The organism is Streptomyces sp. T028, assembly GCF_048159505.1.
Lineage (GTDB): Bacteria > Actinomycetota > Actinomycetes > Streptomycetales > Streptomycetaceae > Streptomyces.
Map to the genome: position 1 here is coordinate 131,484 of NZ_JBLRVZ010000007.1, position 18,179 is coordinate 149,662.

10 protein-coding genes are annotated in these 18,179 nt (G+C 70.9%); 6 read left to right on the plus strand and 4 right to left on the minus strand.

From position 1 onward, the window contains the following. Positions 1-91: 91 nt before the first annotated feature. Entirely contained in the window at positions 92-964 is an 873-nt protein-coding gene (locus ACLZN2_RS08050) for a hypothetical protein (RefSeq protein ID WP_416977670.1), read from the minus strand. Positions 965-1,284: 320 nt separating this feature from the next. Here ACLZN2_RS08050 and rplM point away from each other — a divergent pair, with 320 nt between their 5' ends. The 3 genes from rplM to glmM all read left to right on the plus strand — a co-directional run bounded on the left by rplM (position 1,285) and on the right by glmM (position 4,017). After that, positions 1,285-1,728 (plus strand): 50S ribosomal protein L13, encoded by a 444-nt coding sequence (gene rplM, locus ACLZN2_RS08055; protein ID WP_416977671.1) that lies wholly within the window; start codon positions 1,285-1,287, stop codon positions 1,726-1,728. Positions 1,729-1,774: 46 nt separating this feature from the next. After that, entirely contained in the window at positions 1,775-2,287 is a 513-nt protein-coding gene (gene rpsI, locus ACLZN2_RS08060; RefSeq protein ID WP_416977672.1) for a 30S ribosomal protein S9, read from the plus strand. Positions 2,288-2,658: 371 nt separating this feature from the next. Further along, complete coding sequence (gene glmM, locus ACLZN2_RS08065) at positions 2,659-4,017, plus strand: phosphoglucosamine mutase (RefSeq protein WP_416977673.1); 1,359 nt, start codon at positions 2,659-2,661, stop codon at positions 4,015-4,017. Here the strand turns inward: glmM and ACLZN2_RS08070 are convergent. Beyond that, positions 4,014-5,624 carry an MFS transporter gene (locus ACLZN2_RS08070; protein WP_416977674.1) on the minus strand — a complete coding sequence of 537 codons (1,611 nt, stop codon included), beginning with the start codon at positions 5,622-5,624 and terminating at the stop codon, positions 4,014-4,016. The genes glmM and ACLZN2_RS08070 overlap by 4 nt on opposite strands. Positions 5,625-5,794: 170 nt before the next feature. Here ACLZN2_RS08070 and ACLZN2_RS08075 point away from each other — a divergent pair, with 170 nt between their 5' ends. Next, entirely contained in the window at positions 5,795-7,564 is a 1,770-nt protein-coding gene (locus ACLZN2_RS08075) for a fatty acyl-AMP ligase (RefSeq protein WP_416977675.1), read from the plus strand. Then, positions 7,561-14,295 carry an SDR family NAD(P)-dependent oxidoreductase gene (locus ACLZN2_RS08080; RefSeq protein WP_416977676.1) on the plus strand — a complete coding sequence of 2,245 codons (6,735 nt, stop codon included), beginning with the start codon at positions 7,561-7,563 and terminating at the stop codon, positions 14,293-14,295. The genes ACLZN2_RS08075 and ACLZN2_RS08080 overlap by 4 nt, the downstream gene beginning before the upstream one ends. 38 nt (positions 14,296-14,333) lie before the next feature. Here the strand turns inward: ACLZN2_RS08080 and ccrA are convergent, their stop codons facing one another. Further along, complete coding sequence (gene ccrA / locus ACLZN2_RS08085; RefSeq protein ID WP_416977677.1) at positions 14,334-15,656, minus strand: crotonyl-CoA carboxylase/reductase; 1,323 nt, start codon at positions 15,654-15,656, stop codon at positions 14,334-14,336. 353 nt (positions 15,657-16,009) lie between these two features. Here ccrA and ACLZN2_RS08090 point away from each other — a divergent pair, with 353 nt between their 5' ends. Continuing rightward, entirely contained in the window at positions 16,010-16,864 is an 855-nt protein-coding gene (locus ACLZN2_RS08090) for an alpha/beta hydrolase (protein ID WP_416977699.1), read from the plus strand. Between the two features lie 163 nt (positions 16,865-17,027). On the opposite strand, the gene ACLZN2_RS08095 is transcribed toward ACLZN2_RS08090, so the two are convergent. After that, positions 17,028-18,131 (minus strand): methyltransferase domain-containing protein, encoded by a 1,104-nt coding sequence (locus ACLZN2_RS08095; RefSeq protein ID WP_416977678.1) that lies wholly within the window; start codon positions 18,129-18,131, stop codon positions 17,028-17,030. Between the last annotated feature and the right edge of the window lie 48 nt (positions 18,132-18,179).

Here is an 18,179-nt window from a genome sequence, read left to right on the forward strand (position 1 = left end):
GGTCCCCCCAGGGATCCGTGACCGGATGATCAGATGATCACTTGGGGGGAGTGTCGCACGTCCCGTTTGGCCCGGTTGACGCCCGGCCGGGTCAGCCCTCGGCCGCCGCCGACGCCTGGGCCTGGCCGCGGCGGTTGATCTGCTGGAAGGCGAACTCGGCGAGGTCGTCGCCCATCCGGAAGACGGCCGTGTCCTTGGTGGTCACGTCCTTGCCGTTGGTGAAGCCGGTGATCGTGAAGTAGGCGTAACGGCCGTAGGAGTTGGTCGTCGAGCGGCAGATCGCGCCACTGCAGAAGGCCTTCACACCCTTGCCCTTGAGCGCCTGGATAATGCTCTTGCTGTCGGCCTGGCTCTTGACCTTCAGGGCCTGGGCCTCGGTGTCGAAGACGGCCACGCCGACCGTCACCGCCGTGTCGCCCTTGGTGTACGTCACCCGCATCAGCCGGGTGCAGTCACCCGCGGCGAGGACCTTGGTCAGGGTGCCCTGGACGCCCGTGGCGCAGTCGGTGCTGTCTGCCGTCGGGCCCTTCTTGTACACGTTGGAGCCCATGGTCAGCTGGGTTCCGGGGAACATCAGCTCCGGGCTGTTGGCCGCCGTGTCCTTGGCCTTGCTGGAGACGAACTCCTTCGGGTCCAGCGCCGGCGGCGCGCTGGTCGGAGCGAAGGACGGGGTGCCGGACGCGCTCGGCAGATCGGTCGCCGGCTGCGAGGACGTCGGCCGGTTGGCCTCGTCACCGCCGTCCGTGTTCACGACCGCCATGGTCACGGCGGCGCCCACGCCGACCGTGGCCAGCGCGCCCCCGACTATGAAGAACAGCCGACGGCGCCTGTTGCGCTTCTCGGACGCGTCCGCGAGTGCGGCCCAGTCCGGGGACGGGCCGTCACTGCCGCCGGTCCACGGCTGCTGGGAGTTCGGTTTCCACGGATCCCACTGGGACTGAGGTCCCCCCTGCCCATAGCTCATGGGCCGCATCTTAGACGCCGGGACACGCCGTCGTTCCGCCCCAACTGCCTTTGAAACCTTCTCACCCGGAGATGTCGTGTTTGCCGTGCGGCCCTGCCGCTCCGGCCTCGTTTTGACCCCACCCTTGGGACGCGGGTATCCTGCATCTTCGTTGTGTATTGGCTTGCTCTTCTCACGGGACGGGCCCTTACACCGGTCCACCGGGCCGATGACCAGCGACCAGCACGCGGTTTGCGTCACCGCAGTGCGGTCAGGGCTGTCGTGATCGTCTTCGGTGACCTTGTCAGGACCATTCACTGAAGAAGCGAAGGCTACGAACCGTGCGTACGTACAGCCCCAAGCCCGGCGATGTGACGCGCCAGTGGCACGTCATCGACGCTCAGGACGTTGTCCTGGGCCGTCTCGCCAGCACCGCCGCCTCCATCCTGCGCGGCAAGCACAAGCCGATCTACGCGCCCCACGTCGACACCGGTGACTTCGTCATCATCATCAACGCCGACAAGGTGCACCTGTCCGGCAACAAGCGGACCCAGAAGATGGCGTACCGCCACTCCGGCTACCCGGGTGGTCTGCGCTCCGTCCGCTACGACGAGCTGCTGGACAAGAACCCGGAGAAGGCCATCGAGAAGGCCGTCAAGGGCATGCTCCCGAAGAACACGCTGGGCCGTCAGATGCTCACGAAGCTGAAGGTCTACAAGGGTGACCAGCACCCGCACGGCGCGCAGCAGCCGCAGCCGTTCGAGATCACCCAGGTCGCGCAGTAACACCGGCCTAGACCAAACCAAGCCAAAGAGAATCTGAGGAATCACCGTGGCCGAGACCACTGCCGAGCAGCCGCTCGAAGAGCTTGACATCGACAGCTACACCACCGAGTCCGAGGTGCCCGTCGAGGGCGAGTACACCTCGGAGTCGCTGGCGTCCCGCTTCGGCGAGCCCCAGCCGGCCGCCGGCCTGGGCCGTCGCAAGAACGCCATCGCCCGCGTCCGGATCGTCCCGGGCTCCGGCAAGTGGAAGATCAACGGTCGCACCCTCGAGGACTACTTCCCGAACAAGGTGCACCAGCAGGAAGTCAACGAGCCGTTCAAGGTTCTCGAGCTCGAGGGCCGCTACGACGTCGTCGCCCGCATCGCCGGTGGCGGTGTCTCCGGTCAGGCCGGTGCGCTCCGTCTCGGTGTCGCCCGCGCGCTGAACGAGGCGGACGTCGACAACAACCGCGGCCCGCTGAAGAAGGCCGGCTTCCTGACCCGCGACGACCGCGCGGTCGAGCGGAAGAAGGCCGGTCTGAAGAAGGCCCGCAAGGCTCCGCAGTACAGCAAGCGTTAATCGCTCGCTGCGGGCCTGTCCGGCGGGTCAGGCCGCAGAGAAGCCACGTTGCCTGTTCGACGCACGTGAGCGAGGGCTGGTGCGTCCAGCTGCAAGGCGGAGGAGGGAGTCGACGCGGAGCGTCGGCGACCGACGACAACGCGGCAGATGGGGCGTGCCAGCCCTCGCGTCTGCGGCATGATCCGTCGGACAGGCCCTGGGCACCGAACGCCCCGGCGGCACGCCACAGTGTGCTGTCGGGGCGTTCGTTTTATCACTGCCAAAGGCGTATAACGGCACAAGATGCTCAGATACTCAAAATCTTGTGTGACCGGATGCCGCTGTCCGGTGTAATCGCCCCTTCGGTAATTGACGCTTCCTCAGGAGGACAAGTGGGACGACTCTTCGGCACGGACGGCGTGCGCGGTGTCGCCAACGCGGATCTGACGGCCGAGATGGCGCTCGGCCTGTCCGTCGCGGCGGCGCATGTGCTGGCCGAGGCGGGCACCTTCGAGGGCCACCGGCCGGTGGCTGTCGTGGGACGCGACCCGCGTGCGTCCGGGGAGTTCCTGGAGGCCGCCGTGGTGGCGGGTCTCGCGAGCGCCGGCGTGGACGTGCTGAAGGTCGGCGTGCTGCCGACGCCCGCCGTCGCCTACCTCACCGGCGTACTCGGCGCCGACCTGGGCGTGATGCTCTCCGCCAGCCACAACGCCATGCCCGACAACGGCGTCAAGTTCTTCGCCCGCGGCGGCCACAAGCTCGCCGACGACCTCGAGGACAAGATCGAGGCCGTGTACGAGTCCCACACGCACGGTGAGCCGTGGGAGCGGCCCACCGGCTCGGGTGTCGGACGCGTACGGTCCTACGACGAGGGCTTCGACCGGTACGTCGCCCACCTCATCGCCGTACTCCCGAACCGGCTCGACGGGCTGACGATCGTCCTCGACGAGGCGCACGGCGCGGCGGCGCGGGTGTCGCCGGAGGCGTTCACCCGGGCCGGGGCCGAGATCGTCACGATCGGGGCCGAGCCGGACGGGCTCAACATCAACGACGGGTGCGGGTCGACGCATCTCGACAAGCTGAAGGCCGCGGTCGTCGAGCACGGGGCCGACTTCGGCATCGCGCACGACGGGGACGCCGACCGGTGCCTCGCCGTGGACCACACCGGCGACGAGGTCGACGGCGACCAGATCCTCTCCGTGCTGGCGCTCGCCATGCGCGAGCGGGGCGTGCTGCGGTCGGACACCGTCGTCGCGACCGTCATGTCCAACCTCGGGTTCAAGCTCGCCATGGAGCGGGAGGGAATCCAGCTCGTCCAGGCGGCGGTCGGGGACCGGTACGTCCTGGAGGAGATGAAGGAGCACGGGTACGCGCTCGGCGGCGAGCAGTCCGGGCATGTGATCATCCTCGACCACGCGACGACCGGCGACGGCACGCTGACCGGGCTGATGCTGGCGGCGCGGGTCGCGCAGAGCGGCAAGTCGCTGCGGGAACTGGCCTCCGTGATGGAGCGGCTGCCGCAGGTGCTCATCAATGTGCCGGACGTGGACCGGTCCCGGGTCTCCTCCTCGACCGAGCTGTCGAGTGCCGTCGCCGAGGCGGAGCGGGAGCTGGGGTCCACCGGGCGTGTGCTGCTGCGGCCGTCCGGGACCGAGCCGCTGGTGCGGGTGATGGTCGAGGCGGCGGACATCGAGCAGGCTCGGTCGGTGGCCGGTCGGCTGGCCGATGTGGTGAAGTCCGCGCTCGGTTAGGACAAGCCCTGAGGGCGGTTCGGGGTGGGGGGTTCTGTGTGGTTCGGGCTGCGGCCGGGTTCTGGCTGGTCGCGCCCACGCGGCGGAGCCGCAGGATGTAGCGCCCCGCGCCCCTTCGAGCGGTGGTCGCGCAGGGCCCCGGGTCTCTTCGGGCGGCGGTCGCGCAGGGCCCACAGCGCCACGGGCGCTCCCGCTCCCACCAGTGCGGCGGCCAGACACAGGCCGGCCTGGTAACCGGTGAGGAAGGCGTCCGGGGCGTCGGCCCCGGCGTCGGCCGCCGTGTGCTCCACGAACGACACCATCGCACCCACCAGAGCGATCCCGACGACTCCGGACGCCTCGCGGACAGCGCTGAACAATCCGGCGGCGATTCCTGAAAGGTGATCGGGAGAGGATTCCAGGGCGCGGGTGGTCAGTGGAATGGCCAGAGCCGAGCCGAGGCCGATCGCCGAAAGGCCGGGCAGAATATGGACGAGACTGCGTCCGATGCTGCCCAGTGCGACCATCAGCAATCCCAGGCCGATCACGAGCAGACCGGCGGCGGAGATCCGGCCGTCTCCCCAGCGGCGCGCCATGCCCGCGATGAAGGGGGCCATGACGATCAGTGAAAGCGCCACGGGAATGAAGGTCAGCCCGGCCGATGTCGGGGTGAGACCGAGGCCGTTCTGCAGAAACTGGGACGTGAAGAAATACACCCCGGTCACGCCCAGGCCGCCCAGGAGCTGAGTGACGATCCCGCCGACGAAGGGGCGTTGCCGAAAGAGGAGCCGCAACGCGGCATTCCGGCGCAGCCTCAGCTCGTACGACAGCGCCACCGCCGAGCCGAGGGCGATGACTTCGGACGTGACCACGGGAAAGCTGCCGAAACCCTGTTCGGGGCCCTCGATCAGACAGTTGGCCAGGGCGGCCAGGGAACAGCAGGCCAGCGCGACGCCTCTGAGGGAGACGGTCGTGGACGGTGCGCGGGAGGAGCGGGCGGCAGCGCTCGGCCGGGGGAGGGTGAAACCGACGAGGAGACTCGCGCACCCGAGCGGCACGTTCATGGCGAACACCGACTGCCAGCCCAGGTGCTGTGTCATGACACCGGAGACCACGGGTCCGCAGGCCAGTGCCAGGGCCAGCGTGGCGGTGGTGGCGCTGAAGGCGGCGTTGCGGGCGCGCGGCGGAAGATCGTGGGACAGGATGGCCAGCGTGGCCGGCAGGATCAGTGCCGCGCCACTGCCCTGCAGCCCCCGGAACGAGATCAGCACCGCCCCTGAGGTCGCCACGCTGCATCCGACCGAGGACATCGTGAAGACGGCGACCCCCAGCAGCAGCGTCGCACGCCGTCCGACGGTGTCGGTCAGACGCCCGCCCAGCAGAAGAAGGCTCGCGAGGATGAGCGGGTAGACGGCCGCCACCCACTTCAATGAGGCGTCGCCCATTCCGAGTTCGGCTCGGATTTGAGGGAGCGCCACATTGACGATGGTGTTGTCCAGGGCCGTCATGAATGACGGAAAAAGGACCGCCACAAGGATGGCGATGACACGCGGTCGACTCACGATACCTGCCTCGGGCAGCGGGGAGGAGATGGTTGGGCAGCCACGTTCTTCACGCGCCTGCTGCATACGCTGCCCTTCGCACCGGGTGAGCGCGACTCGCAAAGAGCCTGATTGCGTTGTTCGGCTTTCCCGTCGGCGTGTCATGGGGATGCCGGATCCTGTCCGTGTTTGGCTGCATTCTCACGCTCTCCATTCCCCGCCCAGCACGAAGGTTCGGTGACTCAGTGCCGGAAACCGTGAGAGACACGATCAGTAGCTGTCTCACAGAGGCCGCAGCGCGAACGCCCGATGAAACAGCGTTCACTTTCGTGGACTTCCACAACGATCGTGACGGGGCGGCCTCCTGTCTCACCTGGCGTCGACTGGAGACCCGAGTACGCACCCTCGCGCGGGCCCTGCGCCGGGCCGGCGCGGTCGGCGAGCGCGTGGCCGTCGTGGCACCCCAGAACCTGGACTACGTCGTCGGATTCCTCGCGGCCACCTGCGCCGGCGCGATCGCCGTTCCCCTCTTCCCCCCGGACCTGCCCGGCCACGGCGAGAAGCTCACCGCCGTGCTGGCCGACGCCGACCCGGTACTCGCCCTCACCAGCCCCGACTCGCTCCAGACGGCGGAGAAGTTCTGCGCCGACCAGAGCGGCCTGAGGGTGCGCGTGGTCACCGAACAGGACCTGACCGCGGAGACGGTGCCGGACGACGGACCGGCGGACGGCGAGACGCCGCACCCGCGGGCCGGGGACTGCGCCTACCTGCAGTACACCTCCGGCTCCACCCGCGTGCCGTCCGGCGTCGAGATCACCCACGCCAACGTCTGCGCCAACGCCCGACAGGCCCTGCGCGCCTACGACATCCGCAGCGGGCGCAACTGCACGGTCGGCTGGCTTCCGCTGTACCACGACATGGGGCTCGTGCTGGCGATCGTGCTGCCCGTCGTCGGTCACGTCCACTCCGTGCTCATGGACCCGCTCGCCTTCGTCCAACAGCCCGTCAGATGGCTGCGCCTGCTCTCCCGGTACCCGGGAGCGCTCACCGCCGCTCCCAACTTCGCCTACGACTACTGCGTGCGCCGGGTCACCGACGAGGAGCGCGGCGAACTCTCGCTGGGACCGGTCACCGCCATGGTCAACGGCAGCGAACCCATCGCCGGGCGGACACTCGACCGGTTCCAGCAGGCCTTCGCCCCGGCGGGCGCGCTGCGCACCGCCATGCGCCCGTCCTACGGGCTGGCCGAGGCGACCGTGTTCGTCTCGGCCTCACCGGCCGGGGAGGAACCGACCGTCACCTCGTTCGACCGTGACGCGCTGGCGGCGGGTACGGCCCGGGTGGCCGACGGCTCCGCGGCCCGGGCCGTGACCCGTCTGGTCGGCTGCGGGCGGCCCACCGACCAGGAGGCGGCGATCGTCGACCCGGCCACCCACGTCCGCCTGGAGAACGGGCGAGTCGGTGAGATCTGGCTTCGGGGACCCAACGTCGGGCGCGGCTACTGGGGACGCCCGGAACACAGCCGGGCCACCTTCCACGCCACCCCGCACGGCGACGATCCGGACGACCCGGCGTGTCACTGGCTGCGCACGGGCGACCTGGGCCTGTGGCACGACCGGCACCTCTACATCACCGGACGCATCAAGGACCTGGTGATCATCGACGGCACCAACCACTATCCGCAGGACATCGAGCAGACGGTCGAGAACGCCCACCCCGCGATCCGCCGCCACCACACCGCCGCGTTCTCCGTCCTCACCGATGACGGAGAACGTCTGGTCGTCGTCGCCGAGCACGTCCGGGAACTCACCGAACCCGACGGCGTGCTGGACGAGGTGACACGCGCCGTGCGCGCGGCCGTGTCCACCGGTCACGGCGTCGCCGTCCACGACTTCGTCCTCGCCCAGCCCGGCACCGTACCCCACACCACCAGCGGGAAGGTCGCCCGCGGCGCCTGCCGTGAGCGCTACCTCCAGGGTGCCTCGAGCTCCGACGTGCAAGCAGAGAGGGAGACCGGCAACGCATGAGGGAGACAGGCGGACACCAGAATCTGCGGAACGCGCTGGTGCGACTGGTCTCGGACATCAGTGGCATCTCCCCGGAACAGCTCGACGACGCCCGCCCGCTGGCGGAGTACGGTCTCACCTCCCGCGACGCCGTCGGGCTGACCGGTGAACTGGAGAAAATGCTCAACCGGCCGCTGTCCGCCACGCTGTTGTGGGAGCACCCCACGATCGGACAGCTCGTCAGCACCCTGACGGCCGCGGACCGGGCCGCCGGCGCGGAACGGGACGAGCAGCCCCGTACACCCGCCGACGCCGCCGAACGGGAAGGCGCCGCAGACACCGCCCGCACCGCCGACACCGACGGCGCGGCAGGCGAGGACGACGGTGCCGTCGCCGTCGTCGGTATCGGCTGCCGACTGCCCGGCGGCGCGCACGGGCCGGACGCGTTCTGGCAGCAGCTCCTGGCGGGAAGGGACGCGGTCGCCCAGGTGCCCGACGGACGCTGGCCGGACTTCGCCGGTACGGGGGCCGACGTGACCGCCCTGATGGAAGCCACCACCCGCTGGGGGGCGTTCCTCGACGACATCCAGGGATTCGACGCCAAGTACTTCGGCATCACCCCCCGCGAGGCCGAGGTCATGGACCCCCAGCAGCGGCTGCTGCTGGAGGTCAGTTGTGAGGCCCTGGACCACGCGGGAACACCCGCCCACACCCTGCGCTCCACCGCCACCGGCGTCTTCGTCGGCCTGAGCGCGCTCGAGTACGGGCAGCTGACCACCTCGGATCCGGGGCGCCTGACGCCGTGGACCAGCACCGGAGCCGCGGGCAGCATCGTCGCCAACCGTGTTTCCTACCAGCTCGACCTGCGCGGCCCCAGCATCACCACCGACACGGCCTGTTCCTCCTCCCTCGTGGCGGTGCACCTCGCCTGCCGCAGCCTGCGCGCCGGGGAGTGCGACACGGCACTCGCGGCCGGGGTCAACGTGCTCCTGTCCCCGGCGGTCACGGCGTCGTTCGAACAGGCCGGCGCGCTCGCCGAGGACGGCCGGTGCAAGCCCTTCGACGCCGCGGCGGACGGCATCACCCGCGGCGAGGGCTGCGGCGTCGTCGTGCTCAGGCGACTCGCCGACGCCCGGCGGGACGGCGACCGGGTGATCGCCGTCATCCGGGGTACCGCGGTGAACCAGGACGGGCGGTCGGCGGGCCTCATGGCGCCCAACCCGGCGGCGCAGGAGGCACTGCTGCGCGACGCGCTGCGCGACGCGCGGATCGACGCGGCCGACATCGACTACGTCGAAGCGCACGGGACGGGCACCCTGCTCGGCGACCCCATCGAGGCGGCGGCCCTCGCAGCGGTCGTCGGCCGCGGCAGACAGCCGGACCGGCCGCTGCTGATCGGATCGGTCAAGAGCAACCTGGGCCACCTCGAAGGCGCGGCCGGCATCGTGGGCCTCATCAAGACGGCGCTGGCCCTGCAGCACGGGCACATCCCCGCCAGCCTGCACTTCCACGATCCCAACCCGCACATCGACTTCACCGGGTCCGGGCTGCGCGTGGTCACCGAACCGACCGACTGGCCCGCCCCGTCCGCCCCCGGCGACCGTCCCGGCCGCGCCGGTGTGTCCGCCTTCGGATTCGGCGGTACCAACGCCCACGCCGTCCTCGAACAGGCGCCGCCCGTCGCCGCCGGGCCCGGCAGGCCCCCGGAGGCGGACGACGAGGAGGCCGACCACCCGCACATCCTGGTCGTGTCCGCCCGTTCCGCGGGTCGGATCCCCGAGGCGGCCGGGAGCCTGGCACGGTGGGTGACGGCCGAGGACGCGCCCTCCCTCACCGACCTCGCCCACACACTGGCGACGGGCCGCCGCGGCCCGTCCTGCGCCGCCGTCGTGGCGCGGACCCGCTCCGAGGCGGCGGACCGGCTCGCCGCGCTGGCCCGCCGGGAGACGGTGCCCGGGGTCGTCGCCCCCTGCGCCGACGCCACAGCGGCGCACGCGTTCACCGCGCGCCGGCCGGTCTTCGTCTTCTCCGGTTACGGCTCGCAGTGGGAGGGCATGGGGCGGCGTCTGCTGTCCGACGACGCCGTCTTCGCGGCGCAGGTGTCCGCGCTCGATCCGGTCTTCCGCGCGGAAACGGGCTCGACCCTGACCGACATGCTCGGGTCCGACTCCGGATGGACGGTGGACCAGACCCAGCCGCTGCTCTTCGGCATCCAGCTGGCCCTGGCGCGCACCCTGCAGGCCGGCGGTGTGCAACCCGCCGCCGTCATCGGCCACTCGATGGGCGAGATCACGGCCGCCGTGGTCGCCGGTGCCCTGGACCCCGAGGACGGAGTGCGCGTCGTCGCCCGCCGATCGGCCCACCTCGCCACCATCGACGCCGAACAGGCCGGTGCGATGGCCGCCGTCGAACTGGACGTACGGTCCCGGGCGGACGTCCTGGGCCGTTTCCCCGGTGTCGAGGTCGCCGTCCATTCCTCACCCCGGCGCTGCACGGTGGCCGGACCGGCCGCGGCGGTGCGCGACCTGGTGGAGGAACTGACCGGACAGGGCCACCTCGCACGGTTGCTGGAGGTCGGCGGGGCCGGACACTCGGCCGCGGTCGATCCCGTCCTCGCGCCCCTGCGCGAGGACCTGGCCGGCCTGCGCCCGCGCACACCGGCCACGCCCTGGTACAGCACCGTCGACGACGATCCCCGCGCGGTCACGACAGCCGACGCGGACCACTGGTGCGCCAACGTCCGCCGCCCGGTGCGCATGCAGCAGGCGGTGACCGCGGCAGCCGAGGACGGGCACACCCTTTTCCTGGAGATCTCGCCCCACCCCATCGCCGTCGTCCCGCTCACCGAGACCCTGGAGGCGACTTCGGCGAGCGACGAGGCTCTGGTCGTCCCCACGCTGTACAGGAACGTCGAGGACACCGTCCAGGTACGCGCCGCACTGGCCAGGCTGCACTTCGCGGGCGTCACGACGGACCCGGGGCTGTGGCCCGTCGGCCGGCGCACCGCGCTGCCCACGCCCGCCTGGCGCCACGAACGGTTCTGGTTCCCCCGCCCCGCCTCCCCGGCCGAAGCGGGCGGCCATCCCCTGCTGGGCGTGCGCACCGACGACCCGAGGACGGGCGCCGCGCTGTGGCAGGGCGACGTCGGCACGCGACGGCACGGTACGCGGAGCACGGTCCACGACAGGGCGGTGCTGACCCTCGTCGAGGCCGCCGAGCTGATGATCGAAGCCGGCCTGGACCTGTGGGGCCGCGACGAGGGCCTCACCCGACTCGGCATCGAGGACCTGCGCGTCCACGAGTGGCTCGCCCTCTCCGGCAGCACTCCGCTGACCACGGTGTGGGAACCGGACTCCGCCACCCGGGGAACCGTCACACTCCACGCCCGTGCCGGCTCCGCCTGGCGCTGCTACGCCTCGGCGCGCATCACCCGCGAACCCGACCACGCGGACGAGCACGGGGACGAGGCGGAACCGGCGTTCGTCCGGCGCTTCCTTCCCGAGGACCCGCACCATCCGCGCCGACCGTCCTACGGACAGCTGCTGACCGCGATGCTGGAGGCCACGGGCGCCACGGGCGCCACGGGAGCCGTGGTCGCCACCGCCACGCCGCACGGCGGAGACCGCTTCGCCGACGCGATCGCACAACGCGCCGCGGTCGGTGTGCGGTCCCTGCGCATCACGGCACCGGGGGTTCTCGACGCCGGTTACGACATCCACCGCACGCCCGCCGACGGGGCCGGCCCGGCGGACACCGGGGTCGAGGAGTGGCATGTCCGTGCCCGGGGCGCCACGAGCGAGATCGTCGCCCGGTCCGTCCGACTGCGGTCCGTCGAGCGCTCGGAAGTGCCCCGGTCCCTGGAGACCTGCACCTATGACATCCACTGGGAGAAGGCCGCCGCTTTGCTGCCCCCGGGCCGCCTGAGGCGCGCCCTGCTCGTCAGCGACGAACCGGACGCCGCGGACGCAGCGGGTGCCGCGGGCACCGCGGGCGCCGCCACGGCCTCGCTGCTGTCGGCGTTGGAGACGGCCGGCGTCGACGTCACACGGGCCGACGCCCGGGACGACGACGCCTGCGACGCCGTATTCGACGACTGGCTGGACACCGGCACCTCGCGGGACGACGGCCCGAGCGCCGTGGTCCTCTTCCTGCCGCAGCGCGAGCGCGACGACGAGACGGGTCCGCTGCGCACGGCCGCGCGACTCGCCCGCCGCCTGGCCGACGCGACACACCGCCGACCGCCCCGGCTGTGGATGGTCACCGTGCTGGCCAGGGCGACCGTGCCCGGGGAGCCCGGGACGCCGTATCTGGCCTGTCTGCGCGGACTCGTACGGGTGCTGGCACTCGAACACCCCCCGCTGCGGGCCTCGCTGGTGGACATCGACCGACAGCCCGGCGCGATCGACGACCTGGTCCGGGAACTCCTCGCGGGCGGCGACGCCGACGAGATCGCCTGGCGGGGCGGCACCCGCCTCACCGCCCGGCTCGCCCGGGCCGACCTCAGCCCCCAGCGCGGCGCCGAGGCGGCCTTCACCCGTCCCGGCGGCGCCTACGTCATCACCGGTGGCCTGACCGGACTGGGCCTGGCCACCGCGGGCCGGCTCGCCGAGCAGGGCGCCGGCCGCATCGTCCTCAACGGACGGCGTGCGCCCGGACCCGAGGCCCTGGCCGTACTGGCCGAACTGCGGGAGCGGGGAGCCTCGGTCGCCGTGGTCCAGGGAGACATCGCGGAACCGGACGTGGCCGCCGCGCTGGTGGCGGCCGCCCTCGCGGAAGGCCACACGCTGCGCGGCGTCGCGCACTGCGCCGGTGTCCTGCACGACCGCATGATCACCGACCTGGAGGCGGCGGACATCGACACCGTGCTGCGGCCGAAGACCGTCGGAGCCCTGAACCTGGAGAGGGCCATCGCCGGCCACGAGCTGGACTGGTGGGTGATTTACAGCTCCGCCGCGGCACTCCTCGGCTCCCCGGGACAGTCCGCCTACGCCGCCGCCAACGCCTGGCTCGACGCCCTGGCCCACCGCCGCAGGGCCGCCGGTCTGCCCGCGGCCTCGATCGCCTGGGGCCCGTGGGAGAACGTCGGCGCGGCGCCCGGGAACCCGGTGCTGGCCCTGGAGCCCATCCGGCTGGGCGAGGGAATGGACGCCCTCCAGGCACTCGTCACCCTCAACCGCCCGCATGTCGGCGTCGTCCACCTCGACACCGACCGGGTGCTGGCGGCGTTCCCCGGCCTCGCGGCCATCCCCTTCTTCGCCGACCTTCTCGGGGACGGCGCGCCCGACGACGACTGGGGCGGTCCCGGTGCTATCGCGGCGCTCGGCGGTTCCGCCCCGGACCTGGTGTACGCACGTCTGGTCCGCAGAACGGCGGCCATCATGGGGTTCGGCGTCGACGACCTCGGCGAGACGACCCCGCTGACGGAACTGGGCCTGGACTCGCTGATGGCGGTACGGATCCGCAACGCGGTCCGCCAGGACTTCGGCGTCGACCTGACGGGCCCACGCCTGCTGCGCGGAGCCTCCCTGCGCGAGGTCGGGCGCGAGGTGCTGGAGGAACTCGGTCTGGACTCACCGGCACCGGCCGCCGACGCCGGACCGGCGGCTCCCGACCGGACGGGGCCGGACCGGACGGGGCCGGACCGGCAGAGCGCACCCTCGCTGCCGAACTTCCTCGGCCCCCGGGACGCCGCGGAACGGCTGGTGGCCAGTTCCTGGGCCGAAGTGCTGGGCCGGGGGCCGAAGGACGTCCGCGAGGACTTCACCACCGTCGGCGGGGACCGGTCCGCCGCCGCGGCCATGGCGGACGTCATCCGCCGGCGCCTCGGCGACGACGCCGAGCTGAGCCTGACCGCCGACGCCGTCCTCGCCCAGCGCACCGTCGCGGCCGTCGCCGACCTGATCCGGCCGGTGGTCAACCGGACCGGCCCGTCCGCCGTCACCACCCTGCGCCCGCCGAGCCCCGGGTCGTCGCGGCCCCCGCTGTTCACCTTCCACCCCGCGGGCGGCCCGACCTCCGTCTACCTGCCCCTGACGGGCCTGTTGCCGGCCGGGCAACCCGTGTACGGATTCGAACGCGCCGATGAGCTGGGCACCATGGAGGAGAAGGCGGCCCACTACCTGACGCTCATCCGCGAGATCCAGCCGGAAGGGCCGTACCACCTGCTCGGCTGGTCCTTCGGAGGCTGCCTCGCCTACGAGGCGGCCGGCCAGCTGACGGCGGGAGGAGAGGGCGTCGGGTACCTCGGGCTGATCGACACGATCCTCCCCGCAGCCCTGCAGCAACGGGAGTCACCGGAGTTCCTGCTCGAGCGTTTCAGCCGGTTCGCCGAGTACATCGAGAAGACGTACGGTCACCGCCTCGAACTGCCCCACGAGGAGCTGGCGGCCACCCCGGACGACCGGCAGATCGAGGTGATCATGCGGCTGGTGGCCGAAGCGGGCCTCGACATGAGCCCGTCCATCATGGAGCACCAGCGGACCTCGTACGTCGACGCACGGGTCGGTGAACGCTACGCGCCCCGTCCCTACGACGGCCCCGTCGTGCTCTACCGTGCCCAGCAGCCCACGCCGCTCACCACCGCTCTGGACCCGCGCTATCTGAGGGACGACGCCGATCTCGGCTGGGCGCCCCTGTGCCGGTCCCTGGAGATCGTCCCGGTCGGCGGCGACCACCTGTCCGTCATCGACCCGCCGAACGTCCGGGCCATCGCCCAGCACCTCACCCGTGCCCTGGGGTGGTCCACCGGGTGAGAGCGGCGCACCGCGCCGGCTTCGCGCGGTCACCTCGCTCACCTGCGGAACAGGCGCAACCGCTCCTCGCCCACCCGGGCGCGCGCCTGCGGGTCGGTGACGCCGAGCCCCGGCCGCGGTGCCATGCACAGCACGCCGACCTTGCCGGTGTGCTCGTTGCGCTGGACGGTCCGGGTGGCCGCGCCGACCTCCGCCAGCGGATACGTCGCCGACAGGGCGGGAACCACGCTGCCCATCGCGATGAGCCGGTTGACCTCGCACTGCTCGTGCAGGTTCGCGCCATGACTGCCGATGATCCGCTTCAGCCGCATCCACAGGTACCGGTTGTCGTAGGTGTGCTGGTAGCCGGTGCTGGACCCGCAGGTGACGACCGTCCCGCCCCGTCTGGCCAGGAACACCGACGCCGCGAAGGTCTTCCTGCCGACGTGTTCGAACACGATGTGCGGGTCCTCGCCGACCGCCGCGCGGATCGCCTTCCCCATCCTCTTCCACCCCTCGGGGCGCTCCAGGAGCGTGTCGTCCCCGTCCTGCACCTCGCTGCGGTTGATGACCGCCTCGCACCCCAGTGACCTGAGCAGCCGCGCCTTCTCCTCGGAGTTCACCACGCCGACCGGGACACCGCCCCCGTTGCGCACCAGTTGGACGGCGTACGAGCCCAGCCCCCCGGTCGCACCCCAGATCAGCACGATGTCGCCCTGCTTCATCCGCGCGCCCCGGTCGCTGACCAGCATGCGGTACGCCGTACTGGCACACAGGGGGTTGACCGCCGCCTCCTCCCAGGTCAGCGCGGGAGGCTTCGGCATCAGCTGGCTCGCCCGGACGACGGCGTAGTGGGCCAGACCGCCGAAGTTCGTCTCGAACCCCCAGGCCTTCTGGCCGAGGCCGAGCATGCCGTCGTGGTGCGTGTCGGGATCCTGTTCGTCGACGTAGGCCGGCGAGATCGAGACGTGGTCACCGATCTTCCACCTGCGCACGGACGATCCCGTCCGGACGACGACGCCCGCTGCGTCGGACCCCACGATGTGGTACGGCAGGTCGTGCCGCGCCTCCCATTTCCCCGCCTTCGCCATCTCCTTGAGGAACTGGAAGGTCGGCAGCGGCTCGAACATGGCCGTCCAGACCGTGTTGTAGTTGATCGCACTCGCCATCACGGCGATCAGGGCCTCGTCCGGGGCGAGTTCGGGCATCGGAACGTCCCCCACGTTGAGGGACTTGCGTACGTCCTTGTCCTCGACGCCCTCGAACATGGTGACGTCGGAGGCGCGCACACAGGCCGCCGGGAAATGGTCCGGGAGAGGGAGGGATGCGAGGGCCGCTGCATCCGCACCCGCGATGACCGCTTCGGACAGGGGCGATGTCATTTCGGCTCCGATCTGGCTTACGTCTCACGGCTGATTCCCACGAGAACCGCTGACCTGCTGCCCTGCAACCGGGGCTCTGCTGTACGGGCTACCGGCCCTGCGTCGAACGGAGTGTCTCCTGGTGATAATCAGCGCATTTCGTCATGCTCGCGGCCGTGTGGGACTCCTTTCTGAAGTGCGCGAGAACAAATCTGGTGTGCCTGGGGCTCGTTGCCGCTCTCGTCTCGACCGAGGCGCATGCGGCTGAACGGAATCCGGACGGTACACCTGGGCCTCACCGCGCAGAGGCTCGTGTCACCGCCGTGAAAACGATCGACGAGAGAACGCGCGATCTCACGGTCAGTTCGCCGACGATGGGAATGTCCATCCCGGTCCGTGTCATTCTTCCCGCGAGCTGGAGCAAAAAGCCGAAAGCCACCTTTCCCGTTCTTTACATGCTCCACGGCGGCGTCGACGACTACACGTCATGGACGCGCGAGACGGACGTGGAGGCACTGGCGGAGAACTCCGACGTGCTCGTCGTCATGCCGGACGCCAGCCAGACCCCCTACTACAGTGACTGGCTCGCCGGCGGCCCCCGCTGGGAAACCTTTCACACCGTCGAACTCGTGCGGCTCATGGAGAAGCAGTACCGTGCCGGCCCCTCGCGAGCCATCATGGGACTGTCCATGGGAGGCTTCGGCGCACTCGTCTACGCGGCCCGGCACCCGCGGATGTTCCGCTACGTGGCGTCGATGAGTTCCTACGTGGACCTGAACGAGCCCAGTGTGCGCCTGTCCCTCGCGGCCGGAGCCAAGAAGTACGGCACCGACACCAACAAGGTGTGGGGCGACCCGGTGAAGAACGCCGACGTCTGGCAGGCCCACAACCCGGCCGCCATGCCGCGTTCCTTCCGCGGAACGCACGTCCATCTGTCCTCGGGCAACGGCATTCCCGGGCCGTGGGACATGGGACGCACCGCCAATGACGTACTGCTGAGCATGCTGGGCGAGGCACCGCTGCCGAAGCAGATCGAGAAATTCGCGCGGTCGCTCAGTTCGGAGGGCGTCGACGTCACGACGCATCTGTACACGCCGGGGACGCACTCCTGGGCGTACTGGCGGAACGAACTGCACCGCATCTGGCCCGAGGTGATGGGCTCGCTCGGGCGGAAGGCTCCCGGTGCCGGGGACGGGCGTCACTCTTCTTCGCGCGCGAGGATCCGGTAGGCCTGCCCGCCCCGCGCAAGGGCACGGGGCCGGGTCGGGGGCGTTCGGGACCACGGGTACCGGGGGCTCGGCGTCCAGGAGCGGAAGCGCTCCACCACGGCGCCGCAGAAGTCCCCGCCCCGCGGTCATCGCCCAGGTGCTGGGCCCGCGCGAAACGGTGAGGCTAGAGCTCCCGCCGGGCGAGGATGCGATAGGCGTTGGACACCTTTGGGCGCCCTCCGCACAGCGCGATGGTGTGGTCGAGTACGGAGGCCATCGCCATGGCAGGAGCTCCGCCCATGTACAGGGCGTAGCGAAGCGCCATGCTCACCCGGTCGGGGGCTTTCGGCAGCCATGGCATGTCCGCGGGCGGTGCCAGCGAGCTGATGATCAGCCAGCTGGCGGCAAGCAGGTCGATGGGGAGGTGGGCCTCCCCGTGCTGTTCGGCCAGCACGGTGAAGCCCGTCTCGGTGAGATACCGGCCGAGGTTTCCGGCCGGGATCATGTGAAGGTGCTGAGGCTGGAACCACGGCAGCCACCAGCGGCCCAGCAGGCGACCGAAGACGGAGTCCGGGTCGGGCACCTCGACCAGTAGCAGGCCGCCAGGGCGAAGCACCTGGTGCGCTGCGCTGAGTTCGTGCTGAGGTTCTCCGGTGTGCTCCAAGTAGTGGAACATGCTCACGACGTCGTAGCGGCCTGCCAGCCCGGGGGCGAGTTCGGGGAAGGCACCCTGGTATCCGTGGGTGACGTTGCCCTGGCGTTCGGCGCGTTCCACGCTGTCGCTGAGGTCCAGTCCGTCGAAGATCGTTTCGGGCAGCAGCGCCCGGGCCGCCGCGCAGAACTCCCCGTCGCTGGTCCCCACGTCAAGCCACCGCTGGGGTTCCGGCGCGAACGGCAGTACTTGGCGGGCGCGTCGGCGGTGATTGCTGTCGGTGATCATGCGGACTGTCTTGTTCAAAGTCGTCAGGACACCGGCGAGTCGGCCTTCGCCCAGGCCGTCGTAGAAATCGCGGTAGTAGAAGTCCAGACCGTCCGGGCTCAGCCGGGGGTTCTGAAAGGTGTGTCCGCAGTCCTGGCACCGGTCCAGGACGAATTCTCCTGGCTTTCGCTGGATGAGGTCGGTGGTGCGTAGACGCTCCACCAGTCGGCTGGAGCCGCACCAGGGACAGTCCGGGCGCCGGGGCAGCATGAACCGATCGGTGCCCTTGGCCAGCTCGCTCTGATACGCCGGGCGGAGTGCGGCTGCCCGGGAGCCACCGCCGACGGTCGAATCATCCGTACACGCCACGACTGGGTCCTTTCCGTGGAGACCGGGAAGCGCGGCAGAGCCGCTGTG